Raw genomic sequence first — 24,891 nt, 5'->3', positions numbered from 1 at the left:
GGTTTTTGTTGTGAGCTTCTGGGCTGTGGGCCTGCTTGAGATTTCTCGATATCTTTGCACTTAGCACGTATTTGTACATTTTGCTGTATTTTTCTTTAGTTAAACCTGCATTACCTTAGAAAAAATTAATAAAATGTTAGTAAAAGTTAAGAATATGGCTGTGTAAAATTCATAATGGATAATTTATAGTGCCAGTTAGTCCTTTATTTATACGGTAAAACATGGAGATATAATTTCCTTGTAGAAACCTTAAGATAATTTCGACAAAAGGTACCCTCGTGGCGTAGCCTCGTGAATTATGAAGCCAAAAATCATCGATTCAGAATCGGGTAGACAGCTCTGGACTGCAATTGAATGCGCAGAGTTTTCCGGTACTGCTCGCGGTACCTTCACCAGTTACGCGGGACGCGGTCGTGCGCCAAAGCCAGTTGCTAAGCTACATGGACTTACATTGTGGGATTCCCAGACCATTCAAGAGTGGGTAGATGATCGCGCAGCTGGTAATAAGGGACTCATTAGTTCAGGGCAGCCTGCAGAGGTTGCTTGCTAAGCTGATTTTCCTTTTTAATACGCAAAGCCATGAGGGTTAATGCCCTCATGGCTTTCTGTGCTTTCTGGGGGCTTGATATAGGGCAGTATGCGTGGGGTTGTTGTGAGTAGTGCGTTTTAGGGCATTGGTATGGGTGTGATGTGGAAATGCTTCATTGCCTGAATGTTTGAAATTAGTTTTACCTGCATAAATGTGAGCGATTTCGTTATTTGATCAGTGTGTGTGTAAAGTTTCTAAACGAACCAAGGAGCATGACGCGTAGAGATTCTACGCAGCGGCTAAATAAGTTTGTTGTGTTATATCGAATGTGTTAGTCTTCATGGGTCAAATTTAATATCGGGGCGTGGCGCAGCTTGGTAGCGCACCTGCTTTGGGAGCAGGGGGTCGCAGGTTCGAATCCTGTCGCCCCGACTTGAGGACGAGCTCGGTTTCGGACGACGCGAGAAATCGCATAATCGTTTGAAACCGGGCTTGTTTTTGTAATATCTATACCTTTTACTTTCCCGATCACCCAGGAGATTCACTCGTGAAGAGTTCTGTCGAGAAGCTGAGCGACACCCGTTCAAAGATCACCGTTGAGGTTCCATTTTCTGAACTGAAGCCAGAGATCGACCAGGCTTATGCCGCTCTAGCGCAGCAGGTCCAGGTTCCAGGTTTCCGCAAGGGCAAGGCTCCACGCAAGCTGATCGACGCGCGCTTTGGCCGTGGACCAGTTCTGGAGCAGGTCGTTAACGACATGCTTCCAAGCCGTTACGAGCAGGCAATTCAGGCTGAGGGCATCAAGGCGATTGGCCAGCCTCAGGTAAACGTCACCAAGATCGAAGATGGCGAGCTTGTTGAGTTCGTTGCTGAGGTTGACGTTCGCCCAGAGTTCGACCTTCCTAAGTTTGAAGAGATCAACGTTGAGGTTCCAGCTATCAAGGCTGATGAAGCAGCGATCGATGCAGAGCTGGATAGCCTGCGCGCTCGTTTCTCCACCTTGAAGGATCACAACCACAAGCTGAAGAAGGGTGAGTTTGTCACCATCAACATCACCGCAACTGTTGACGGTGAGAAGATTGACGAGGCAACCACCGAAGGTCTGTCCTACGAAATCGGATCTGACGATCTGATTGACGGCCTGGATAAGGCTTTGCTTGGCGCTAAGAAGGATGAAACCGTAGAGTTCACCTCTGAGCTGGCAAATGGCGAGTACCAGGGCAAGGAAGCTCAGATCAGCGTCGAAATCACCGCTACCAAGCAGCGCGAGCTGCCTGAGCTGGATGATGACTTCGCGCAGCTAGCTTCCGAGTTCGACACCATCGAAGAGCTCCGCGAGTCCACTGTTGCTACCGTCGAGGAAAAGCAGAAGAACGAGCAGGCTTCCAAGCTTCGCGACGAAGTTCTCGCTGCAGCAATTGGCTCAACTGAGTTCGCAGTTCCCGACTCCATCGTTGATGAGCAGGCACACTCACAGCTGCACCAGCTGCTCGGTGAGCTCGCACACGACGATGCTGCACTGAACTCTGTTCTTGAAGCACAGGGCCTTACTCGTGAAGAGTTCGAAGCTCAGAACCGCGAAGATGCTGCACAGTCTGTGCGCACCCAGCTGTTCCTCGATGCACTTGCTGAGGCTGAAGAGCCTGAGGTTTCCCAGCAGGAGCTCACCGATCACATCCTATTCACCGCTCAGTCTTACGGAATGGACCCTAACCAGTTCATCGGTCAGCTGCAGCAGTCCGGCCAGATCGCGAACCTCTTCGCTGATGTTCGTCGCGGCAAGGCACTTGCACAGGCTATCTGCCGTGTAAACGTCAAGGATTCTGAGGGTAATGACGTTGACCCAAAGGCTTACTTCGGTGAAGAAGAAGTCGAAGAGACTGAGTCTGAGGCTTAATCTCTAAAAACAAATAACGCTTTTCGACGCCCAAGCGCGCGTCGAAAAGCGTTATTTTTTGCGTTTTTAGAGGGTGAAAACGCTGATAGCGAACAGAGGCGGTTTCGCGGAAATACGCGGGTAGTCTGGTGACATTGAACTTAATGAACGTACACAAGATTGAAGAATATAGGAGTTGACTGTTTTCATGAGCGATATTCGTATGGCAGCCCCAGGTGGCCCTGGTTTCGGAAATGACGTCTTTGATCGCCTCCTGAGTGAGCGCATCATTTTCCTGGGAAGCCAGGTAGACGATGAGATCGCAAACAAGCTTTGCGCTCAGATTCTGCTGCTGTCGGCTGAGGATCCAACCAGGGACATCTCCCTGTACATTAACTCCCCAGGTGGCTCAGTCACCGCAGGCATGGCAATTTATGACACTATGAAGTACTCCCCATGCGATATCGCAACTTACGGTATGGGTCTTGCTGCTTCCATGGGTCAGTTCCTGCTTTCCGGTGGCACTAAGGGCAAGCGTTTCGCATTGCCACATGCTCGTATCATGATGCACCAGCCTTCCGCTGGCGTTGGTGGTACTGCAGCAGATATCGCAATTCAGGCGGAGCAGTTTGCAGCAACCAAGCGCGAGATGGCACAGCTTATCGCTGAGCACACTGGCCAGTCTTTTGAGCAGATCTCCAAGGATTCCGATCGTGACCGCTGGTTCACCGCTCAGGAAGCTAAGGATTACGGACTAGTTGACCACGTGATTACCTTGGCTGAAGGCCCAATCAGCAACTAGGCGTACGGAAAACTTTAAAGGAGAGAAAAATAATGAGCAACGGATTCCAGATGCCAAACTCACGTTATGTGCTGCCTTCTTTTATTGAGCAGTCCGCGTACGGCACCAAAGAGACCAACCCTTACGCAAAGCTTTTTGAAGAGCGCATCATCTTCCTCGGTACTCAGGTAGATGACACCTCTGCAAATGACATCATGGCGCAGCTTCTTGTCCTAGAAGGCATGGATCCTGACCGCGATATCACCTTGTACATCAACTCTCCAGGTGGTTCTTTCACCTCGTTGATGGCAATTTATGACACCATGCAGTACGTACGTCCAGATGTGCAGACTGTCTGCCTTGGTCAGGCTGCATCCGCTGCGGCAGTTCTACTCGCTGCAGGTGCACCAGGAAAGCGCGCAGTTCTTCCGAACTCCCGCGTTCTTATCCACCAGCCAGCAACCCAGGGCACTCAGGGCCAGGTTTCTGACTTGGAGATCCAGGCTGCAGAGATCGAACGCATGCGCCGTCTGATGGAGAGCACCTTGGCTGAACACACTGGTCGTACTGCGGAGCAGATTCGCATTGATACTGACCGTGACAAGATCCTCACCGCTGAGGAAGCACTTGAATATGGCATCGTTGACCAGATCTTCGATTACCGTAAGCTCAAGCGCTAAATCGGTTAAAAATATCAGGGCTTGATCCTTCTTTCAATAGAAGGATCAAGCCTGTTTTTTATTTAAAAGGTTGCTATCCAGAAGCCAACCAATGAGACATCCGAAGACAATTCCCCAGAATGGGGCAGTGATGCCGACAATGCTAATTTCTGACACTGTGACTAAAAAGCACACCAGTGCGCCTGTGGAATAAGGTCCTGAGAATCCTGTGATGAAAGCATTTTTCAAGGGGGTAAGCATTGCAATACCTGCGAGTGCTGCAATGAAGGATACTGGCATGGCGAGCATGAAGCCCACAAATGCTGGTGAGAAAAGACCAACGATGATTGCGCCCATGGCTGTCACCATGGCTGCAGTGTAGTGTCGGCGTGTATTTGGTCCAGATACGATGAGGGCATTAGTCGGGCCTGTTAAGCAGGTAGTGACATTGCCAATCAGAGCCATCGGAATTGACCACAATCCAGAGGCTGCAGCGGCAAGATTTACTCCTGGCTTGTGCCCAGCAGCCCGGAGTACTGCAACGCCTTGGCCGTTTTGCACAATCACCACAGTGATAGCCAAAGGCACAACAAGTTCCATGATGGCTGCGAAAGAAAACTCAGGAGCAGTAAAAACTGGTTTAGAGATAATTCCGTTGTCTAAAATTCCAGGTGCCAGACGGCCTGCTGCAATGGCAACAATGGTGCCTACAACAGCGGCAACAGCAACTGGTGGAGCAATGTTGGCAATGCGTGGGCTGATGCTTAATGCTACGAATACGGCAACCATGGGAAGCGCAATCAATGGATCAGAAATACTGGAATTAATGAGATCGAGGCCAAAACGCAAGAAGATTCCTGCCACCATGGCCATGACAATGGTGGGCGGAAGCACAGCCATAATCTTGCCGATTAACCCGGTCCAGCCAAGTAGAAATACCAGCACACCAGTGACTAAATATGAGCCAATTACTTCCGGAAAGCTTAAATGGGTGAGGGAATCTCCCACAATGACGGTGCCAGGAATTGTCCAAAAATAAGCTTGCGGGGTGCGGTACATGTACGTCAACCACAAGGTAAGTAATCCGTTGCCTAGGAAAGCGCCGAAAATCCAGGAGGATGTCTGATCTGGGCTGAGGTTACCGGCTGCGGCTGCTGCAAGGATGACGGCAATTGGTCCAGAGGCGGAGAAAATTAATGCGACAAGCCCATTGCCGATTTCTTGGGGGCTTAAGTCTCGTTTGATTTCTGCGAAACTGGGACGGGGAAGGACTGGTCGTTCTACTGCCATTAGTATTGAGTTGGCCAATTTTTTTACCCCTTATCAGATTAGATAACAGTGGTGGAAAATGACAAAAAGGGAAGCCGAGGCTTCCCTTTTTCGATATTTAAGGTTTAGACGCGTGCAAGTGGCTCCTGCTGGATCTTAACTTCAGCTTCTGCTGGTGAACGCGGAATCATTGCGGTGCATAGTGCGCCGATGACAGCTGCTGCAGCGAAGATGAGGAATGCAGAGCTAGGGCCGAATCCTGCGCCGATGATCAGACCGCCGATTGCTGGTCCGAAGATTCCGCCGAGGCGGCCGAATCCTGCACACCAAGCTACACCTGCGGCGCGGCATTCGGTTCCGAAGAAGTTGGAGGTCAGGCCGTAGGTAAGAACCTGGGTTCCCAGAACGCCGATTCCTGCGAGTGCAATTGCGGTGTACATGAGAGGCCATGAGGAGATATAAGGCAGCACGCCGAGGCAGATTGCAGCAAGTGCGAATGTGGAGGTGATGATGGTCTTTGCGCCGATACGGTCAGCGAACCATGAAGCGATCAGGCCACCGAAGACTGCGCCACCGTTGAGGAACAGCAGGGAGTATAGGGAATCGTGGGAGGATGCGCCGTTAGATTCCATGATCTTTGGCAACCAGGTGTTGAGGCCGTAGGTAGAGAGCAGGCCGATGAAGCTCATCGCACCAATCAAGATGGTGCCCATGAGGTACTTGGAGGAGAAGATTCCAGCGAATCCGGTGCCCTTCGTCGTCAGCTGCTTTTCGACGACAAACTCCTGCGTTGGCAGGCCACGGCGTTCGCATAGGGCCTTAGCCTCTTCGATGCGTCCACGGGAAGTCAACCAACGTGGGGACTCTGGAAGGAAGAAGTATGCAAGTGGGAGGAGGAATAGCAGTGGTGAGCCACCGATGAGGAAGAGTCCGCGCCAACCGATGATGTCTTCAAAGAGCAGAGCAAGGATGGAAGCTAAAACGCCACCTGCTGGAACGCCTGAGTAGACAATTGCGTTGAAAAGGTTGCGCCTATTAGCTGGGGCAAACTCTGCAATAATAGCGCCACCAGTGGCAACGATCATGCCGACGCCTAAGCCGGTGAGAAGGCGGAGGGCGCCGAACATGGCGATGGAAGTAGCCATGGAGGTCAGTGCCATGCCGATGGAGAACCAGACGATGGCGGTGAGCATAACCTTGCGTCGGCCGAGGCGGTCACCGACTGCACCTGCAGATAGTGCACCGATCATCACGCCGATCATGGCGTAGGAACCGAGGGTACCTGCAATGGCAGGGCTAAGCGCACCGATCTGGTTGGGGTCCTCGAGCAATGAGGAAAGGACCGCACCATAGATCACCAGGTCGTAGCCATCAAAAAGAATGGAAATGCCTACGACCGCGAGGATCATGTAGACGGTGGTGCGGTGTTTGGCGCTTTGCCAACCGCCAGAAATTTGGGTAGCCACTGGAAATTCTCCTTGAATCCCTACACAGGAATGTGAATTAATTGCTTCTATTCACCTGCTGGTGATGTGATTCACATTTAATCCTGCGTTGAGAAAACCTGAAACTAGGGATTGCCCTAAAGAGTTCTAGGGGATACTTGTCCGGAGGTATAACCCCTGCTAAGAGCGGTGAGAGTATCTCTTCAAAGCCTCAGCAAGTTCCATACGATTGCGGATTCCGAGCTTTTTATATACTCGAGTGAGGTGATATTCCACAGTCTTGGGGGAAAGAAAAAGTTCCTGTGCAACCTCTCTATTGGAGTGTCCAGAGGCTACCAAACGCGCAATTTCAAATTCCTGTGGTGTGAGTCCTCCGGATTGTTCTGAGCGCTGCCCTAAACCGCCAACTCTGCGTTCGCGATTAGCAAGGGTGACCATTGCGTTGGCGCCCATGTCTTGGAAGAGCGAAGATGCTCGAGCGAATTGTTCATCGGCGCGTCGGCGTTGGCCTTGGCGTCGCAGAGCTTGGCCATATTCAAAACAAATACGAGCACGGTAGTAGGGAAGCGTGAGCGGATCAAGCATGTCTAGGGCGTCCTCAAAACGCTGGAACCCCTTTTTTATATCGCCGTGGTGGATCAGCAACATTGCATCCGGAACGGCTATTTTGGCATGGGCAGATGCGATGGTGGAACCTTTGAGTTCTTCAAGGGTGGAATTAACCAGGTTCTCTGCACGCTCGATTTCTCCAATGCGGATTAGGTGAGTGGCATGAACATCTTGCCACGGCCAGAAACCAGGAGCATTGACGTATTCTTTGGAAGCGAGTTTTTCTAATTGCTCGCCGGCCACAATGGCGCCAGGAATTTCATTTCTTTGCCTATGCACCCACAGTCGGCACATGGCAGAAGGCATGGATTGAATGATGAAGGCGTCTTGGTCTGCAGAAAGCCTCCGCATATAGTTACGTGCCAGATCATCATTACCGCGGGCAGTCGCTACGGTGGCTCCAGTCCAGAGAAGTAAAGGCTCCAGGAAGCGAATACCGAATTGTTCTGCGCGTGCCAAACCAATTTCTACAGTACGAGCTGCTTCTTCCCATTCACCCAAGAGCAACAGAGAACGAGCAAGCCAGCCGTCTTGCCAGAGACTAATGCGCTCAGAACCACTGATTGAACTGCGGCGTTCAAGTTTTTGACGTGCTGTAACAGGATCATCATGAACCATAGAAAGCCACCCCATGGCCATATGTCGACGTTGCGCGTGGAGGGTTGTTTCACCGGGAATGGGCTTGTCTTCGGGAAGTTTTCCATCAAGTACGGATTGACCGATGAGCGAAATGGATTGGGCTTCAATCTTTTCGCCTGCATCTTCGTCCGTCCATGCCACAGCACGATTTGCCCAGACAAGTAGCTCATCAGGGCGCCAATCGACCAAGTTTAAAAGCACTTTGCGCTGTGCCATGCGAGGACCATGGATGGGGTCGATTGGATGCTGCGACAAAAGCTCGGAGGCAGCACGGTCTAAAAGGTTGCGTGCTTCTGATCGTCGGCCTTCATGGATGGCTAAGTAGCCAAGCATAGATTCTTGCTGAATGCCGGATTCCCCCAGATCTAAAGTTGCTACTTTGGAGCGTGCTTGCGGGAGATCTGAGGCAGAGATCAGGGAATCAATGGATTCCAATAAGTATTTATTGGATTCTTCTCGGTGAGCGGTGCGGTTAGCTGCAAGGGCAAGAGCGTGTGCAGCTTCCATCCAATGGCCTGCTCGTCCTAATGCATAGCCACGTTGAGCAAGGGCTCTGACTGCAGGATTTTCTGGATCTAAGGCTGCAAAAGCTTGGTGTTGAAGCGTAGCGTCAACATGATTCCACCTGGAATAATAATCAGCAGCAGTATTGTGTAACTCAGCTAGTGTGTTTAGCGGAGTACGTGATCTTAAGACTGCCCGGTCCATTGGTAATACAAGGTCAAGCTGTGGCGGACCATCGGAGGGCAGCACGCGGAGCAAGCCGGCGCGTACGGCATCGTCGCAAAGCATACCCGTTGGGTCATTGCCTAAAAGCTTGACCAGATCGATGGGGCCACCTGCTGGTAATACAGCCACAGCCAGCAATACTGGCCAAAAGCGTTGGCTGCTGACACGTCGATTGAGATTGGCCCACCAGCTCTGTGGGATGGGAATATTAGGGCTCGGCAGCTTCCAATGATCGGGGGATTCTGCGTGTAAAACTTCTTTTACTCTGCCGTAAACACCACCGGTGATGCGCTGGATATCAGTTGCGGTGGTGGCACTGATGCGTCCGCGGACATCAGTGAGCGCTAGTTGTCGGATTTCTTCGATGCTCATCGGCGGGAGGACGTAGGTGGCATCTGCAATGGAAGGCAAAGACACTACTTCATCGTGGAACACTAGCTCTTCCTCATCTAAACCGATCATGATGAGGGCAAACCGACCAGACACCATGCGCATGGAGTACTCGATAAGTTTTTGCAATGATTCGATATCAGCCCAGTGGACATCGTCAACGATTACTACCGTGGCAGCATCGAGGCGATCAATAACACCGCGGATGGAGTTGGCGGAATGCGCACCTAATTTGTGCGCTACATGTCCAAGCAGATTACGTGGACTGTTTTTCAACCAGGACAACGCTGTCGCACGGACAATGGTCCATCCTTGGAGCTCTTCAATAAGCTGCATGCCAAACTCGGTTTTTCCAGCGCCTGGCTGGCCACTGATGTGGAAGAGTTTTCCGTCACCGGACTCTAGGCTTTTAATCAGAGAGCTTACTTCCTGCACAATGATCGAAGCTCGAGGTAAAAAGACTTGGAAAGAAGACGGCGTAAACGGAACTGATGCAACCATGGATCAATTTTAGACTAAAAAAGGGACTTGTATCTGCCAAGACAGATACAAGTCCCTAAGTGTTGACTAGGGCTAGCCCTGGTCACCTCCACCCACCGGCATAACAGAGCCGGTGATGTAGGACGCTTCCTCAGATGCGAGGAAGCAAATTGGTGCAGCTTGCTCTTCAAGAGTTCCGTAGCGCTTCATTAAAGTGGAATCGATAGTTTGATCAACAATCTGCTGATACCACTTCTTTTCCAATTCGCCCTCAGGGCCTGGGCCACGCTTCACAGCGCGCTCAGGTGCAAGAGTACCGCCCGGTGCAGTAGCCACGACACGAACGTTGTGCTGTGCAGCTTCATGTGCCAGAGCAGAAACAATACCGTTGACGCCACCCTTTGCAGCTGCATAAGGGACACGGTTGATACCGCCGGTAGCAATGGAAGAAACATTAACGATTGTTCCTCCACCGTTTTCTATCAAAATAGGCAACGCTGCTCGACACATCCACAGGGTAGGGAAGAGGCTACGGTTGATCTCCTTGCGGATTTCCTCTTCTGAATACTCATGGAAAGGCTTCGCCCAGATGGTGCCACCAACATTGTTGATCACCACATCCAAGTTCTTGAGCTTTTCACCAGCGAACTCTAAAGCAGCAGTTGCACCTTCGAAAGTCTCCAAGTCGGTAGTGAAAGAATCCACTGTGCCGGCACCTGCCTGACGGAGTTCCTCGGCTACCTCATGCACGATCGGAGAGCGGTCAACCAACACTAGGTTACCGTCTTCGTATGCAATGCGCTGAGCCACGGCTTTTCCGATGCCTTGAGCAGCACCCGTTACCACTACACCTTGGCCGAAAAAACGTTCCGCGGTGATGTGGGTGGGGCGGCCCTCAGTGCCTTTTCCTACTGGTGCGCTCATTCGTTGCTGGCCTTAGCCATAGTGCCAATGCCGTGCTCTGCATGTTCACGAATGATAGTGCGAGCCGAATCTAGGTCGCCTTGGGCGACAGCGTCGACAAGCGCCAAGTGCTCAGCAGTAATCGCTGGATCAATCCAATCAGCGCCTGGAAGGGTCGCCTTCATTTCTTGAACAACCTGGAGGTTCTGGTAAGCCATGAGCAGTGCCTCGTTGTTAGCGCGGCGGAAGAGGAACTCATGGAAATCAGCGTTTGCCTCGGTGAACTTCACCGCGTCAACTAGCTTATCTCCATCGATGAAGGAGTTCGCAGTGTTTGCCAAGTTGCGGAATCGCTCGATATCGCGATCGCCGAGCTTATTGATTGCAAGTTCTAGCGCGCCTAGCTCGAGAGCCATGCGTGCGTTGAGCTGGGTTGCAGAGGAGTGAACCTCACCAGAAGTCATGCCTGGAGTAGAGACCTCAACGAGTGAGAAGTCATCCTTGACCTCGCTGGAATCCACAGTGACCTCAGGCCTTGCTGCTGCTGGAGCTGCTGCAGAGGTGAACTTCTCGTAGTAGAAGTCCAGTGGTGGGTTGTCCAGAGTGCCCAAGAACTGGCGGACAGCTTCAACCATTGGAGGAGGTCCACAGAGGTAGACGTCTGTATCCTCATCTGGTTCGTACTCGCCGGTCAGGTGAGCTGGAACGAAGCCCTTGCGTGGGTGCTCGGTGTCCTTGTCTGACAACACGGTGATGTAGTCAAAGTCAAACTTCTCCTTGAATGCATCAAGGCGCTCAAGCTCAACGAGGTCATGGGTGAAGTTCGCACCGTAAACCAAACGGATAGGAACATCCAATTGCTCGTCACGGGAGAGTTTCTCCAAGATAGCCAAGATCGGTGCCAAACCGGTGCCGCCAGCAAGCAGCAGGATTGGGCGGACAGGTTCACGCAAGAAGAATGATCCCATTGGACCAGTCAGTGTGAGCTTATCGCCGACCTTTGCTTCCTCTGTGAGGTAAGTAGTCATGAGTCCACCAGGGGTGACCTTGACTAGGAACTGCACATAGTTGGAATCCTGCGCAGAAGAGAAAGAGTAGGAACGGGTCTGTTCACTACCAGGCACCAAGATGTTCATGTACTGACCTGGTAAGAATGCAAGATCCTTGCGGTTTTCCAGCTCGATCTCAATTCCAATGGTGGAATCAGAGTATTGGTTGATCTCTTTGAGCTCACCATCGAACGTAGAAGCGCCAGTTTTCGCGAGCACAGAAGTGGTAGCGATCTGCAGAATGAGGTCGGATTTTGGCGTCATCTGGCAAGGCAGGCAGTAGCCGTCGGCAGCTTCATCTTCGGACAGAGCGTCGTCGATGTAGTCGCCTTCTTCGTAGTCGCCGGACTCACAGAACGCTTTACAGGTTCCGCAAGCGCCGTCACGGCAATCGAATGGAATGTTGATGCGTGCCTGGTAGGCAGCGTCAGCAACAGTTTGTGTTTCTTCGCAGTCGATGAATCGGGTAATGCCGTCTTCAAAGGCTAGAGCAACTTGGTGGGTCATGAAAAGTGCCTCCTAGACGTGGTAGATATCAACAACGTGGTGAATGTAGTCGTTCTTCAAAACGACCTTCTTCTTCACGATCTTCGGGGTTTCACCAGAGACATCAAGAGTCATGAAAGTGGTGCCGAAGTAGGTGTCGGTGGTGTTGTAGCGGAAGTAGAAAGTGATCCAGTTGAAACGGATGTCTACTTCACCGTCACGGCGCTCCAGGATTTCAACATTGGTGGTGTTGTGTCCGGTGCGTGGTTCAGGCAGGGAAGTAGAAGAGGAACGCTCGGTGCGGATACGGAAAACGCGATCCTCAAGGCCACCACGGTTTGCGTAGTAAATGAGGGAGATTTCAGACTGTGGGTCTTCGGTCAGTTCACCGTTGTCATCCCAAGCTGGCATCCAGAACTCTGCGTCCTCGCGGTAGCAGTCGAGCCACTCTTCAAACTTGCGGTCGTCGAGCAGACGTGACTCGAAGTAAAGGAAATCTTCAATCTCAGAGCGAGTGATATTAGACATGTGGTGTTCTCCTTAAAAGATTAGTGCTTATCGACGATTAACCGCGGGTGCGGCGACGGCGGCGTGGTTCGTCTCCGGAATCAGCCTTCGCAGCAGCCTTGGCTGCTTCACGCTGCTTCGCGGCAGCAACAGTCACTGCAGAAGAGGCTGCGTCGTCGGCAAGCTCTTTTTCCTTAATGGTCTGCTTGTTGACAGCTTCCTGCATGAGCTCATGCCAGAAAGCGTGCTGGATTGGGTAGAGACCTTCGTCTTCAGTACGAGCACCGGAGGAGAGCACTTCATTCATGCCCAGACCCTGTGCAACTTCATTTGGTCCCTGAACCTGGTGGCCCAAACCACGGGTCATATCGTTCCAAGGGAAGGAAGTTGCCTGGTAGGTCTTCTGGCAAGAGCGGAACTCTTCCAAGTCATCTGGAGTAGCCATGCCAGTTGCGTTGAAGAAGTCTTCGTACTGGCGGATACGGTTTGCACGTGCATCTGCAGACTCGCCCTTTGGAGCGATGCAGTAGATGGTGACTTCTGTCTGATCAACAGAGATTGGACGGAAGTGGCGGATCTGAGAGGAGAACTGATCCATCAAGTAAACGTTAGGGTAGAGGCACAGGTTGCGGGAAGCACCAACCATGAACTCGCCCTTTTCCTCACCGAACTGCTGCTTGAATTCTTCACGACGCTCGAACAGTGGGCGGTCTTCTGGGTTACCCCACCACATCCAGAGCAGCATGTGGCCGTATGGGTAGGAGAAGTAGCCGCCACCCTGCTTGCCCCAGGTGCCTGCATCCATTGCCTTGGTCTCGTTGGCGGATTCGCCAGTGCCACGGCGGGAAGTGGTTGCAGCGTAGTTCCAGTGAGTGGAGGAAACGTGGTAGCCATCCGCACCGTTTTCGGTCTGGAGCTTCCAGTTGCCGTCGTAGGTGTAGGTGGAAGAACCGCGAAGAACCTCAAGGCCCTCTGGGGACTGGTCAACCAGCATGTCAATGACGGTGCGGGTATCGCCGAGGTGCTCTTCTAGGGAGACAACATCATCGTTGAGGGAACCGAAGAGGAAGCCACGGTAGGACTCGAACTTAGGCACGCGACGCAGGTCGTGGGAGCCATCAGTGTGGAATTGTTCTGGGTATGCACCTTCCTTTTGATCCTTGACCTTAAGAAGGGCACCGTCGTTGCTGAAGGTCCAGCCGTGGAATGGGCAGGTCAAAGTGGTGCGGTTGTCGGTCTTACGGCGGCACAACATAGCTCCACGGTGGGAACAAGCATTGATTAGGCAGTTAAGGGTGCCGTCCTTGGAGCGAGTGATCATGATTGGCTGGCGGCCAATGTAAGTGGTGAAGTAATCACCCGGGTTAGGGATCTGGGACTCGTGTGCCAGGTAGATCCAGTTGCCCTCGAAGATGTGGCGCATCTCCAGCTCGAAGATCTCTGGATCAGTGAAGATGTTGCGGTTAACGCGAACGATGCCTTCTTCTGGACGGTCCTCAAGTGCATGGTCCAGGGTTTTCTGAACGCTATCCAAATTTGAAACTGGTGTTGACATGTGAACCTCCGTGAGAGTGTAAAGAAGTTTGAATTGCCACCAAAATGTCGTATTGGTTCTGTGCTTTAAAGCAGTAGGGGACATCTGCGAGTTTAGGGCTTTCCCGGTGGCGTAACACTAACACTGCCCTAATGATGAACTGAATCACATTAGGGGAATTCCTAGGGTTTGGTCGGGGGGTGCTGTTCGTATGGTGAAACAAATTGCCAATCTTGTGGACTTGACGTGGTTTTATGGAGTAAAATTTATGGATTTTGGTAGATTTTTCCAGATCCGGCGAAAATCGGGGTATTGACGTAATCGATGATTCAGACCACAGTGTTGTTATCAAGTTCATCCGATCACAACGAAACTTCTGATGTTGTAGCCACTGAACTTGCACCCCCACTTCACCCCCCACAGTCTCAAGGAGTATGACATGACTACAGCTGATCAGCACGTTGATCCAACTGCCCATGATTCAGGTAACAAGGCAACCGATAAGTTCAAGGCAAACCGCGTTTCCTCTGATACTTCTAAAGACCGTGCAAATGCGATCTACACCGATCTTCTTGCTGCGATCGCTCAGGTAGCTCATAAGCACGAGGTCACCTACGAAGAGTACAACGTGCTCAAGCAGTGGATGATTGACGTCGGCGAGTACGGCGAGTGGCCACTATGGTTGGACGTTTTCGTCGAGCATGAGATCGAAGAGATCAACTACAACCGCCACGATTACACCGGCACCAAGGGCTCCATCGAAGGCCCTTACTACGTTGAGAACTCACCTAAGCTTCCTTGGAACGGCGAAATGCCAATGCGCGACAAGGACAAGGCTTGCACCCCACTGTTCTTCGAAGGCCAGGTTACTGACCTTGAGGGCAACGGCATCGGCGGCGCCGAGGTTGAACTGTGGCACGCGGATGAAGAGGGCTTCTACGCACAGTTTGCACCAGGAATCCCAGAGTGGAACCTGCGTGGCACCATCGTTACCGATGAGGAAGGCCGCTACAGCATCAAGACTCTGCAGCCTGCTCCTTACATGATTCCTCACGATGGCCCAACCGGCTGGTTCATTGAGTCCTACGGTGGACACCCATGGCGTCCAGCGCACCTTCACCTGCGCGTTTCCAGCCCTGGCTACCGCACCATTACTACCCAGCTGTACTTTGAGGGTGGCGACTACGTGGACAACGACGTTGCAACCGCTGTGAAGCCAGAACTCGTTCTGCACCCAGTAGCTGGCGAAGATGGCAACCGCGTTCAGTACCCATTCGTCTTGGATAAGGAAGACTAGGTTTTAACCTATTCACCCTAGAGTCCCGACCACATTTTGTGGCGGGACTTTTCCCACTTGTCTAGAAAGTTCGAAAAATGTCTAATCTGACGATTAAAAAAGTTGAATCCCGGATCCTCGATGTTCCTCTGATTCGCCCGCATGGCTTTGCCACCACAACTTCCACTGAGCAGCACATTCTGCTGGTGAGTGTGCACTTGGAAAATGGCGTTATCGGCTACGGCGAGGGCGTTGTGCCGGGCGGTCCATGGTGGGGCGGCGAGTCGGTTGAGACTATGAAGGCGCTTGTCGACGGCTACCTCGCCCCAGTGCTCGTCGGGCGTGCTGTGTCTGAGCTTGCAGGCATTATGGCGGATCTTGAGCGTGTTGTTGCACGTGCGCGCTATGCCAAGTCGGCAGTCGATGTTGCAATGCATGATGCATGGGCACGAAGCCTGAATATCCCAGTGCGTGATCTTCTTGGTGGCACCGTCCGTGACAGGCTTGATGTCACCTGGGCTTTGGGCGTTTTGCCGTTGGATGTGGCTGTTGCTGAGATCGAAGAACGCATCGAAGAGTTCGGTAACCGTTCCTTCAAGCTTAAGATGGGCGCAGGAGATCCTGCAGAAGACACTCGACGAGTGGCGGAATTGACCCGCGCAGTAGGAGACCGCGTTTCCATCCGCATCGATATCAATGCGCGTTGGGATCGCCGCACTGCACTGCACTACCTGCCAATCTTGGCGGATGCAGGCGTGGAACTATTTGAGCAGCCAACTCCAGCCGATGACTTGGAAACTCTGCGCGAAATTACTCGTCGCACCAATGTTTCTGTGATGGCGGATGAGTCTGTATGGACTCCTGCTGAAGCTTTGGCCGTAGTAAAAACCCAGGCTGCGGACGTTATCGCACTGAAGACCACCAAGCATGGCGGATTGCTGGAATCTAAAAAGATTGCAGCAATCGCAGAAGCCGGCGGACTTGCTTGCCACGGCGCTACCAGCTTGGAGGGGCCAATCGGAACCGCAGCATCGTTGCAGTTTGCAGCATCCACCAAGGCAATTTCTTTCGGCACTGAACTATTTGGTCCACAGCTGCTGAAAGATACTTATATCGTCCAAGAATTCGATTACAGCAATGGCCAGGTTGCGGTTCCTCAGGGGCCAGGCTTGGGTGTTGATATTGATGTGGACAAAGTTAACTTCTATACCCGTAAGTAAGGAGAAGATGAAATGCTGTTTCTAGCACGCATGGACGTTGTGTTCCCAGATTCTATGGAAGCCGATGTTATGGCAGATTTCCAGGTTAAGGAAAAGGCTTATTCTGGAGATCTTCAAGAGCGCGGGATCATGAAGGCGATCTGGCGCGTCGTTGGAGAGTATGCAAACTACTCTATTTTCGATGTTGATGATCATGATGAATTGCATGCGATCCTGAGTGGTTTCCCGATGTTTAAGTACATGAACGTCAAGATCACTCCATTGGCGAAGCATCCAAACGCCCTGGATTATTACCTCAAGGGATAATCGAATTTCAGCCGCCCTACCTTCAATTTCGGTAGGGTGGCTTTTCCATTACAAAGAATTAGCACAAACTTTCGTTAGGACTCTTATTTGTTTAGTGGTGTTGAAATAGGGTGGTGGTTAATCAATTAAATAAGGGGAATTTTAAAACATTAGGGGACATGGGGAATGTCGTACTTTAGTTATTGGGATCCGCATGGTCCGGAAAATCAGATCAACTTCGAGATAGCTCAAATGGAAATCCAACGCTGGAGTTTGCTTATTCCAAATCCGGAAGCGGATGCCAGCACGTTGATTGTGGAGTTAAGAACCATAGTGAAGGGTTTTGTGCCGATGTGCAGCTCACTGGAAGTGTTGGATGGGTAATCCCTTATGCACACCCCTAGCTAACCCCTGATGTTTTGGGTTTGTGCTGGCAGTGAATGTAGGTGCGCAATCTGACATGTTCGTTTGACGAACCACTTGTTAATGGGCTCACTTATCCCTAGTTTGAGATGTACATCACTAGCTGTAGAAAGGTCTCGCATGGACATTCCACACTTCGCTCCAACGGGAGGCGAGTACTCCCCACTGCATTTCCCGGAGTACCGGACCACCATTAAGCGCAACCCAAGTAACGATCTCATTATGGTTCCAAACCGACTCGGTGAGTCCACGGGACCTGTCTTCGGCGACCGCGATCTTGGCAACACCGATAATGACATGACCAAGGTCAATGGCGGCGAGGCAGTCGGCCAGCGCATCTTTGTCCATGGACGCGTTCTTGGATTTGATGGCAAGCCAGTGCCACACACTCTTGTTGAAGCATGGCAGGCTAATGCAGCAGGTCGTTACCGTCACAAGAATGACTCCTGGCCAGCACCACTGGATCCACACTTCAATGGTGTGGCTCGTACCTTGACTGATAAGGACGGCCAGTACCACTTCTGGACAGTTATGCCAGGTAATTACCCTTGGGGTAACCACCACAATGCATGGCGTCCAGCGCACATCCACTTCTCACTGTATGGTCGCCAATTCACTGAGCGCCTTGTCACTCAGATGTATTTCCCGAATGATCCATTGTTCTTCCAGGATCCGATCTACAACGCAGTACCTCTGGGTGCACGCGAGCGCATGATCGCAACGTTTGATTATGACGAGACCCGCGAAAACTTTGCGCTCGGCTATAAGTTCGACATCGTCCTTCGTGGCCGCAACGCCACCCCATTCGAGTAAAAGGTATTTGCAATGATTGATACAGGGAAGAACGGCGAGTTCCGTTACGAACAGTCGAATATCGTAGATCAAAATGAAGCAGAATTCGGCATCACTCCATCACAAACAGTGGGACCATATGTCCACATTGGTTTGACACTTGATGGAGCTGAGCATCTTGTGGCTCCAGGTACTGAAGGCGCAGTCTCATTCACCGTTTCTGCAACTGATGGCAACGGCGATCCTATTGCGGATGCGATGTTTGAATTGTGGCAGGCGGATGCTGAAGGCGTGCACAATTCGGATTTGGACCCAAACCGCAAAGAAGCAGCTACCGTAGATGGCTTCCGTGGCTTGGGACGTGCGATGGCTAACGCTGATGGTGAAGCAACTTTCACCACACTTGTGCCAGGCACCTTCAATGATGAAGCACCACACTTCAAGGTTGGCCTGTTTGCTCGTGGCATTTTGGAACGTCTGTACACTCGCGCCTACCTGCCAGAGGTAGACCTCAGCACTGACCCAGTATTGGCTGTGGTTCCTGCAGAGCGTCGTGAGCTTTTGGTAGCAAAGAAAACCGAAGATGGTTTCCGCTTTGACATCAAGGTCCAGGCAGAAACCGACGAAACCCCATTTTTTGGACTCTAAATAAACATATGACCCGATCTTTATACTCCGACCTTGCCGGTAGCGGAGAACACCTCAGTAGCCTTTCTGATGAGAATTTCTTAAACAGTCTTCTCATCGTGGAGGCTGCTTTGGCTGTTGCCGCAACTCCTGAAGATGCAGCAACAGCCAAAGCAACCATTGATTCTTATCAGCTGGATGTAGAGGCGTTGTCTCGTCGCGCAGCAGAAGGCGGAAATCCACTGATTCCGCTGGTCGCAGACCTCAAAGCTATCAATCCAACAGGTATTCACCCAGGTGCTACCAGTCAGGACATTATTGATTCTGCATTGATGTTGTGCATGAAACAAGGGGTGGGGGACGTCGTCGACAAGCTTAAAAAGCTTGCGCGCGATTTAGCTGAGCTCACCCGCGAGCATAAAGTTACACCGATCATGGGGCGTACTTTAGGCCAGATTGCTACGCCGACCACGTTTGGCGCGCTGACTGGCGGCTGGCTCGTTGCGGTGGCAAACTCCACACGCATGCTGGAGGCACTGGAATTTCCAGTGTCTTATGGCGGTGCAAGCGGTAATATGACAGCGGTACATCCGCGGGGCTTTGATATACAAGCCAAGCTGGCTGAAGAATTGGGTCTTTTTGATCCGCAGTGGGTCTGGCATTCGGATCGCATGCCGATTACTGCGATTGCGCAAGCGCTGGCAACTGCTTCAGGTGTCGTACGGAAAATTGCCGGTGACGTAGTGTTTTACTCGCAGACCGAAGTCGGAGAACTACGCGAAAAGGCACCAGGCGGCAGCTCCGCCATGCCGCATAAAGCAAATCCGGCAGCAGCGATTGCGTGTGATGGCTATGCGCGCCGGGCCCCGGGGCTTGCAGCGACGCTTTTCGACGCCTTGGACTGTCGCCTTCAGCGTGGCACTGGCAGCTGGCACGCGGAGTGGTCAACGCTTCGTGAGCTTGCAGCGGTGACTCATTCTGCGGTGAGCCGTGCATCCACAAGCATTGATGGAATCACTGTGAACACAGACGTTATGGCTTCCCGCGTTAATGGCCCCACCGGACATGCGCAGGACTTGGCGGAACGTGCTCTAGAAATCTATGAAAAAGGACTGAACTAATGGATCGCTATGAAACTGGAATGAAAAACCGTCGCGCTGTGCTGGGAGATGCACACGTAGATCGTGCGGTGGAAAACACCACTGAGGTGACGGAAAAGTTTCAGGACTTCATCACCCGCACCGCATGGGGCGATATCTGGGAACGACCAGGCCTGGATCATACTCAGCGCCGTTTACTCACCATCGCAATTTTGACTGCCGTGGGCAATGATGGCGAGTTGGATATGCATATTAAGGCTGCGCTGCGAGCTGGCGTGGATCAGGAAACCATCGGCGAGGTCTTGTTGCACACGGCTGTTTATGCTGGCGTGCCTAATTCCAACCATGGATTCAAGCTTCTTAACCAGGCAGTATCAGACCTTAAGTAGTTCACGTAACTCTGCACGGGATGTGACACCCATTTTTTTGTACACCCGTGTGAGGTGATATTCCACGGTTTTTGCAGATAGTGATAGTTCGCGGGCAACTTCTTGATTGGAGTAGCCATCGACAACCAGCGCAGTGATTTGTTCCTCTTGAGGGGTAAGTCCCTGCGCTGATCTGCGTGCGCCACCTACTCCTGCGACTTTCTTTTCACCGTGGCAGCGGGCCGCAAGGGTCACTGCTCCCATGGCTATAAAAACTTCTTCTGCGCGGGTGAATATTTCTGCTGCTTGGCTTCTTCTTCCCATCCGGCGCAAGACCAATCCGTATTCAAAAAGGATGCGGGCTTCATAAGCTGGCATGTTGACTGTAGAGATGAGCTCGACAGCCTCTGACAGCATTTTCACACCACGGGCGGTGGAGCCTCGTTGAATCTCAATATTGGCTTGCGGAACTAGGTTTCGGGCGCGCAGCGATGGGATGGTGGAGTCGGGGATGCCATCCATGACTGCAGCAGCAGCGTCAATGCGACCTGTCCGAATCAGTGAAATCGCATACATGTCTTCCCAAGCCCAAAAACCAGGTTGTTGGGTGTTGGTGGTGTAGACAACGGAGGCCATGCGATCGCCGGCTAAGGAGGCAGTGCGTGTATCTGAAGTCATGGAAGCGGTGATGAGTTTGCCCATCGATGCGCTGAGTTTTTGGATGAGGAACGCATCTTCGGGGACCGTTAAACGCTGTAAATAATGATTGGCTAATTCCGTGCGGCCAGACATGGCAGCTACTTGCGCACCTGTCCACAGGTGAACTGGTTCTAGAAGAGACGCTCCGGTGCGATCGCCAGTAGCAAGGCCACGTTCGACAACTGCGGAAGCTTCCTGAAATTCGCCCAGCACATAGTGCGCGCGAGCTAGAAATGCAGATTGCCATAATCCGACAAGATCGGAGGGACCTTTCCTAGAGAGCAGCCGGCGGGCGTTGAGCGGATCATCATAAACCAGGGCGAGCCAGCCGCTGATGAAATTATGAATCTGCTGTTGCGCAGGATCTTGCGGGCAGTTGGCCTTGGTATAAGAACCCGTGTCCAACGCATCTGCGAACATATCAAAAGTGGGGTTTATCCCGCGCAACGCAATTGGATCCCAGGTGGCTAGCGCATAAAACGGGGAGTCAGATTGGGCCTCAAAAGACTGACCGCCATACAGCGCCAAAAAGGCGCGTTGCTCCGCGGCTTGCGAATGGGGAAGTGCCTCCACATGAAGGCGCGCCAGAGGAAGGTTTCCAGATTCAATAAGCTTTTCGACGCTTTCCTCCCGCGGGTGTTGCGCTTTCGAGGGGGGCGTAGACGCTCGCACCAGGGTTCGCACCTCTGGGCTATGGAACCTTAAGATGCCATTTTCGTGGATGAGGGTGCCGTGTTCTACGTGTGCATCTACATCAAGATCATCTACTGGGCAACCATCAAAAAATGGGTGTGAGGCTACTTCCCGAAGCACGGCATCTTTGACATCAATATCAGTGACCCAGTGTTCCGGAACAGTGAGGGAGGGGCGTTCAGTGCTCCAGTGATCGATGGGGGCAGCGTCGAGAAGCTCTCTGATTAATTGAGGCAAACCGCCAGCCGCGTCGTTGAGCCGATGCGCGGTGGCGGGCGTGCAATGGCCGACAATTTGGCGCGCAAGCAACGCTGTTTCCGGGACCGTGAGCGGTGGCAAAGCCAGCAAATCTGTGGCGCCACTGATGCGATGCGGTGCTGTGCTTAAGACAATGAGCCCCTTGGTGTGCACCAAAGTAAGTGTTTTTTCGATATCTTCGCGCTCTGCCAGATGAATATCATCGACCACAACGATGCCCAGGCGCGGCTTTTTCTTCAGCCGGTGATTAACTTCAAATTCACCGAGCTTTGTAGCGAACTCTCTGATGAAGTGCTCTTTGTTGACCCCGTGGGGGCCGGTAACAACAAGAAACCTGCCCCGGCGATCAGTGGTGAACTCAGCGAGAAGACGCCTAAGCAACAACTGACGACGAGGCAGGAGACTTGTTGTAAACATACCTATAACATTATGCGAAATGCTGTGCTAGCAGTTCATTTACCTCTGCAGGACGCTCGACAGTAGGAACGTGGGCAGCAGGGGAGAGCACCTCTGCGCGGGATTCACCAGATACACCATCAGCAATGATCTGCAGGATTGCTGGAGGGGTAGAAGGATCATCTGCACCGGCAATGGTGAGCACTGGAACAGTGATTTCACCGAGGCGATCAGTGAAGTCCCAGGTAGCTAAAGCTTCGCAGCACAGTGCATAACCCTCGGAAGGGGTGCCAGCTACCATTGCTTCGAAATGCTCGCGGGATGCCGGGTTGTTCTCCAACCAAGAAGGGGAGAACCAACGCTGGATCACAGCTTCAGATAGCGATGCGGTGCCGTTTTCACGAGTTGCAGCTGCGCGGTCGATCCAGCCCTGTGGCTCGCCGAACTTTGCAGCGGTGCACATGAAAGCAGCCTTGGTGACGCGGTTAGAAGTGGCAGTCAGGTACTGAGCAACTGCGCCGCCAAGGGAGAGTCCGATGACGCCAAATTTGTCTACGTCCAGTTCATCGAGGGTATCGAGAACATCCTGTGCCAAGTCAGCAACGGTTGGAGTGCCTTCGATGAGCTCAGTTAGACCGTGTCCGCGGTGATCAACTGCAATGACGCGGAAATCCTTGTGCAGGGCATCAAGCTGAGGCAACCACATATCGGTGGTGGAGCCCAGTGAACCGATGAACACCAAAGTGTTGTCGGATGAGCCATAAGAAACGCTGTGCAAAATAGCCATGTTTAGTTCTCCTTTTCAAATACTGCTGCTAGACCCTGGCCGCCACCGATGCACATGGTTGCGAGGCCGTACTGGGAGTTTTCACGCTGCATACGGTGTGCCAGGGTAACTGCCATGCGAGCACCGGTGGCGCCGACTGGGTGGCCCATGGAGATGCCTGAGCCCAGTGGGTTGACGCGCTCGTCTTCCCAAGAAATGCCCCACTCCTTGAGCACAGACAGTGCCTGAGCTGCGAAAGCTTCGTTGAGCTCGATAGCTCCGATATCGTCCAAGGTCAGTCCCAGGCGATCAAGCACCTTCTTGGTTGCTGGAACTGGTCCAATACCCATGGTCTCTGGAGGAACGGCAGCAACAGACCAGCCAGCAAGACGCATGACTGGACGCAGGCCCTTTTCTTCTGCCTTCGCGCGGGTGGTCACGATTACGGCAGCAGCGCCGTCATTTTGTCCGGAAGCGTTGCCAGCGGTAACGGTGGCTTCTTCATCCTGGCGGCCCATGATTGGGCGTAGGGAAGCAAGCTTTTCGACGGTCGTTCCAGGTCGACCATGCTCATCGCGAGCCATGATGGTTGGTTCTTGTCCACGCTTTTTCGCCGGGATGGTCACTGGCACGATTTCTGCATCGAATACTCCAGCGTCTGCTGCCTTGCCCCAACGCTGCTGGGATGCTGCGGAGATCTGGTCCTGCTCTTCGCGGGAGATACCGTATTCGCGGCGGAGGTTTTCCGCAGTTTCGATCATGCCACCAGGGATTGGGTGGTTGCGTCCGCCGGCGGTTTCGCGAGCTTCTGCCAAACGGTCACGCATCTGCATATCTCCGCCCTTGACACCCCAACGGATATCGCCGGAGACGGTGTACTCAGTCCGGCTCATGGATTCTGCGCCACCTGCAATGATGAGGTCAGCGGCGCCAGTAGCGATATGGGAAGCAGCGGTAAGAATAGCCTGCAGTCCGGAGCCACAACGGCGATCAAGCTGCATGCCTGGAACCTCCATGCCGAGCTTGGAATCCAGTGCGACAACGCGACCAAGTGCAGGTGCGGAACCGTTAGGGGAACCCTGTCCCAAAATGAGATCATCGACATCGCTGCCGGTGATGCCGGTTGCATCAACGATTGCGTTAATCACGGTGGTGGCAAGATCCTGGACTGGGATTCCGGTGAAGGATCCGCCGTAAGCGCCAACTGGGGTGCGCAGTGGGGAACAAATGACAATATCTTGAGGATTCATATTTCTTCCTTAAATCTAAAGGGATGCGAGGTCTGCAGAAATTGTTTGAGCTGTTTCAAGAAGCTGTGGGAGCACGATCTTCCGGATATCTTCCACCGAGTGGGACGCTGATTGCGTAGACACATTGATGGCTGCTACCACTTCGCCCTTACCGTTGGCAATGGGGGCTGCAAGTGATCTTAAACCTGGTTCGAGTTCTTGATCCACCAACGACCACCCCCTTTCGCGGGTAGCTTCGATCTCTTCTCGGATCGCCGCAACGGTGGTCAATGACCGGGTGGTTAGTTGCTCCGGGGGTGCTGCGGCGAGCATCTCGTTCAATTCTTCATCCGGCAAGCTGGCTAATAGGATGCGACCCATGGAGGTTGCGTAGGCAGGGAAGCGGGTGCCGATGGTGATATTGACCGTCATTATGCGACGTACTGGAACGCGGCATACGTAGATGATGTCACTTCCATCAAGCACTGACATGGAGCTTGATTCGCCGATCTGGCGGGAGAGGAGTTCCAGGCGGGGCTGTGCAATTGCAGGTAATGACAGTGCGGAGAGGTAGCTGGCGCCGAGCTCTAAAACATGTGGTGTGAGCTGGAAGCGGGAGTCTATGTTTACCGCATAGCCAAGGTCTGTCAGTGTGTGGAGAAAGCGCCTGGCTGTGGCCCGGGAGAGGCCGGTTTGGCTGGCAACTTCAGACAATGTTTGATCGGGATTATCTGCGCTAAAACTTCGAATCACGGATAAGCCACGGGCAAATGATTGTACGAAATCCGGTGATTGTTCGACCATCCCATCAACTCCTCTTTACGTTCGCATTGCGAACCCTTGTGCATAGTATGAACATTACGATAGCATGTCT

23 protein-coding genes and 1 tRNA gene are annotated in these 24,891 nt (G+C 52.5%); 13 read left to right on the top strand and 11 right to left on the bottom strand.

The genetic code is table 11. The features are described from left to right. Window positions 1-298: 298 nt before the first annotated feature. From ccrud_RS10760 to ccrud_RS10740, 5 genes are all read left to right on the top strand, one after another. Window positions 299-550, top strand: a complete 252-nt coding sequence (locus ccrud_RS10760; protein WP_066567436.1) for a helix-turn-helix transcriptional regulator — start codon at window positions 299-301, stop codon at window positions 548-550. Between the two features lie 337 nt (window positions 551-887). After that, a tRNA-Pro gene (locus ccrud_RS10755) sits at window positions 888-961 on the top strand. A 115-nt stretch (window positions 962-1,076) separates the two neighbouring features. Further along, on the top strand, window positions 1,077-2,426 hold the full coding sequence (gene tig, locus ccrud_RS10750) for a trigger factor (protein ID WP_066567434.1): 1,350 nt from the start codon (window positions 1,077-1,079) through the stop codon (window positions 2,424-2,426). 187 nt (window positions 2,427-2,613) lie between these two features. After that, window positions 2,614-3,207, top strand: coding sequence for an ATP-dependent Clp protease proteolytic subunit (locus tag ccrud_RS10745; RefSeq protein WP_066567432.1), 594 nt, complete (start codon window positions 2,614-2,616; stop codon window positions 3,205-3,207). 32 nt (window positions 3,208-3,239) lie between these two features. Next, the gene (locus tag ccrud_RS10740) at window positions 3,240-3,866 is read left to right on the top strand and encodes an ATP-dependent Clp protease proteolytic subunit (RefSeq protein ID WP_066567429.1); all 627 of its coding nucleotides are present in this window, start codon (window positions 3,240-3,242) and stop codon (window positions 3,864-3,866) included. 45 nt (window positions 3,867-3,911) lie between these two features. On the opposite strand, the gene ccrud_RS10735 is transcribed toward ccrud_RS10740, so the two are convergent. The 7 genes from ccrud_RS10735 to benA form a co-directional block, all read right to left on the bottom strand. Next, complete coding sequence (locus tag ccrud_RS10735; protein ID WP_066567426.1) at window positions 3,912-5,153, bottom strand: benzoate/H(+) symporter BenE family transporter; 1,242 nt, start codon at window positions 5,151-5,153, stop codon at window positions 3,912-3,914. A gap of 86 nt (window positions 5,154-5,239) precedes the next feature. Further along, the gene (locus ccrud_RS10730) at window positions 5,240-6,580 is read right to left on the bottom strand and encodes an MFS transporter (RefSeq protein ID WP_066567423.1); all 1,341 of its coding nucleotides are present in this window, start codon (window positions 6,578-6,580) and stop codon (window positions 5,240-5,242) included. A 159-nt stretch (window positions 6,581-6,739) separates the two neighbouring features. After that, on the bottom strand, window positions 6,740-9,427 hold the full coding sequence (locus ccrud_RS10725) for a helix-turn-helix transcriptional regulator (RefSeq protein ID WP_066567419.1): 2,688 nt from the start codon (window positions 9,425-9,427) through the stop codon (window positions 6,740-6,742). 72 nt (window positions 9,428-9,499) lie between these two features. Further along, window positions 9,500-10,330: a 1,6-dihydroxycyclohexa-2,4-diene-1-carboxylate dehydrogenase gene (locus tag ccrud_RS10720; RefSeq protein WP_066567416.1), complete on the bottom strand. Its 831-nt coding sequence runs from the start codon at window positions 10,328-10,330 to the stop codon at window positions 9,500-9,502. Beyond that, window positions 10,327-11,865, bottom strand: a complete 1,539-nt coding sequence (gene benC / locus ccrud_RS10715; protein ID WP_066567406.1) for a benzoate 1,2-dioxygenase electron transfer component BenC — start codon at window positions 11,863-11,865, stop codon at window positions 10,327-10,329. The genes ccrud_RS10720 and benC overlap by 4 nt, the downstream gene beginning before the upstream one ends. 12 nt (window positions 11,866-11,877) lie before the next feature. Further along, on the bottom strand, window positions 11,878-12,372 hold the full coding sequence (benB, locus tag ccrud_RS10710) for a benzoate 1,2-dioxygenase small subunit (RefSeq protein WP_066567400.1): 495 nt from the start codon (window positions 12,370-12,372) through the stop codon (window positions 11,878-11,880). 37 nt (window positions 12,373-12,409) lie between these two features. Beyond that, window positions 12,410-13,906, bottom strand: a complete 1,497-nt coding sequence (gene benA, locus ccrud_RS10705; protein ID WP_066567395.1) for a benzoate 1,2-dioxygenase large subunit — start codon at window positions 13,904-13,906, stop codon at window positions 12,410-12,412. Between the two features lie 418 nt (window positions 13,907-14,324). On the opposite strand from benA, the gene catA reads away from it, so the two are divergent. The 8 genes from catA to pcaC all read left to right on the top strand — a co-directional run bounded on the left by catA (window position 14,325) and on the right by pcaC (window position 19,997). Next, window positions 14,325-15,182 (top strand): catechol 1,2-dioxygenase, encoded by an 858-nt coding sequence (gene catA, locus ccrud_RS10700; protein WP_066567392.1) that lies wholly within the window; start codon window positions 14,325-14,327, stop codon window positions 15,180-15,182. A 77-nt stretch (window positions 15,183-15,259) separates the two neighbouring features. Continuing rightward, window positions 15,260-16,381 (top strand): muconate/chloromuconate family cycloisomerase, encoded by a 1,122-nt coding sequence (locus ccrud_RS10695; protein ID WP_066567389.1) that lies wholly within the window; start codon window positions 15,260-15,262, stop codon window positions 16,379-16,381. Between the two features lie 12 nt (window positions 16,382-16,393). Then, window positions 16,394-16,687: a muconolactone Delta-isomerase gene (gene catC / locus ccrud_RS10690; protein ID WP_066567386.1), complete on the top strand. Its 294-nt coding sequence runs from the start codon at window positions 16,394-16,396 to the stop codon at window positions 16,685-16,687. 165 nt (window positions 16,688-16,852) lie between these two features. Next, window positions 16,853-17,050, top strand: a complete 198-nt coding sequence (locus ccrud_RS10685) for a hypothetical protein (protein WP_066567383.1) — start codon at window positions 16,853-16,855, stop codon at window positions 17,048-17,050. A 159-nt stretch (window positions 17,051-17,209) separates the two neighbouring features. Beyond that, window positions 17,210-17,902 carry a protocatechuate 3,4-dioxygenase subunit beta gene (pcaH, locus tag ccrud_RS10680; RefSeq protein WP_066567382.1) on the top strand — a complete coding sequence of 231 codons (693 nt, stop codon included), beginning with the start codon at window positions 17,210-17,212 and terminating at the stop codon, window positions 17,900-17,902. A 12-nt stretch (window positions 17,903-17,914) separates the two neighbouring features. Continuing rightward, window positions 17,915-18,529 (top strand): protocatechuate 3,4-dioxygenase subunit alpha, encoded by a 615-nt coding sequence (pcaG, locus tag ccrud_RS10675; protein WP_066567381.1) that lies wholly within the window; start codon window positions 17,915-17,917, stop codon window positions 18,527-18,529. 8 nt (window positions 18,530-18,537) lie between these two features. Beyond that, window positions 18,538-19,629, top strand: a complete 1,092-nt coding sequence (pcaB, locus tag ccrud_RS10670; protein ID WP_066567379.1) for a 3-carboxy-cis,cis-muconate cycloisomerase — start codon at window positions 18,538-18,540, stop codon at window positions 19,627-19,629. Beyond that, window positions 19,629-19,997, top strand: a complete 369-nt coding sequence (pcaC, locus tag ccrud_RS10665; RefSeq protein WP_066567376.1) for a 4-carboxymuconolactone decarboxylase — start codon at window positions 19,629-19,631, stop codon at window positions 19,995-19,997. The genes pcaB and pcaC overlap by 1 nt, the downstream gene beginning before the upstream one ends. On the opposite strand, the gene ccrud_RS10660 is transcribed toward pcaC, so the two are convergent. Genes ccrud_RS10660 through ccrud_RS10645 form a run of 4 tightly spaced genes read right to left on the bottom strand, consistent with a single transcriptional unit; the run spans window position 19,983 to window position 24,821 of the window. Next, complete coding sequence (locus tag ccrud_RS10660) at window positions 19,983-22,043, bottom strand: helix-turn-helix domain-containing protein (protein ID WP_066567373.1); 2,061 nt, start codon at window positions 22,041-22,043, stop codon at window positions 19,983-19,985. The two genes, pcaC and ccrud_RS10660, sit on opposite strands and share 15 nt — an antisense overlap. Before the next feature lie 10 nt (window positions 22,044-22,053). Next, entirely contained in the window at window positions 22,054-22,809 is a 756-nt protein-coding gene (gene pcaD / locus ccrud_RS10655) for a 3-oxoadipate enol-lactonase (RefSeq protein ID WP_066567370.1), read from the bottom strand. Window positions 22,810-22,811: 2 nt separating this feature from the next. Further along, on the bottom strand, window positions 22,812-24,038 hold the full coding sequence (locus ccrud_RS10650) for an acetyl-CoA C-acetyltransferase (protein WP_066567368.1): 1,227 nt from the start codon (window positions 24,036-24,038) through the stop codon (window positions 22,812-22,814). 15 nt (window positions 24,039-24,053) lie between these two features. Next, entirely contained in the window at window positions 24,054-24,821 is a 768-nt protein-coding gene (locus tag ccrud_RS10645) for an IclR family transcriptional regulator domain-containing protein (RefSeq protein WP_066567365.1), read from the bottom strand. Window positions 24,822-24,891 lie beyond the last annotated feature (70 nt).

Origin of the sequence: Corynebacterium crudilactis (assembly GCF_001643015.1) — a bacterium.
GTDB classification, from domain to species: domain Bacteria; phylum Actinomycetota; class Actinomycetes; order Mycobacteriales; family Mycobacteriaceae; genus Corynebacterium; species Corynebacterium crudilactis.
Note: the sequence above shows the minus strand (reverse complement) of the source record. Positions and strands in the feature narration are given on the sequence as shown.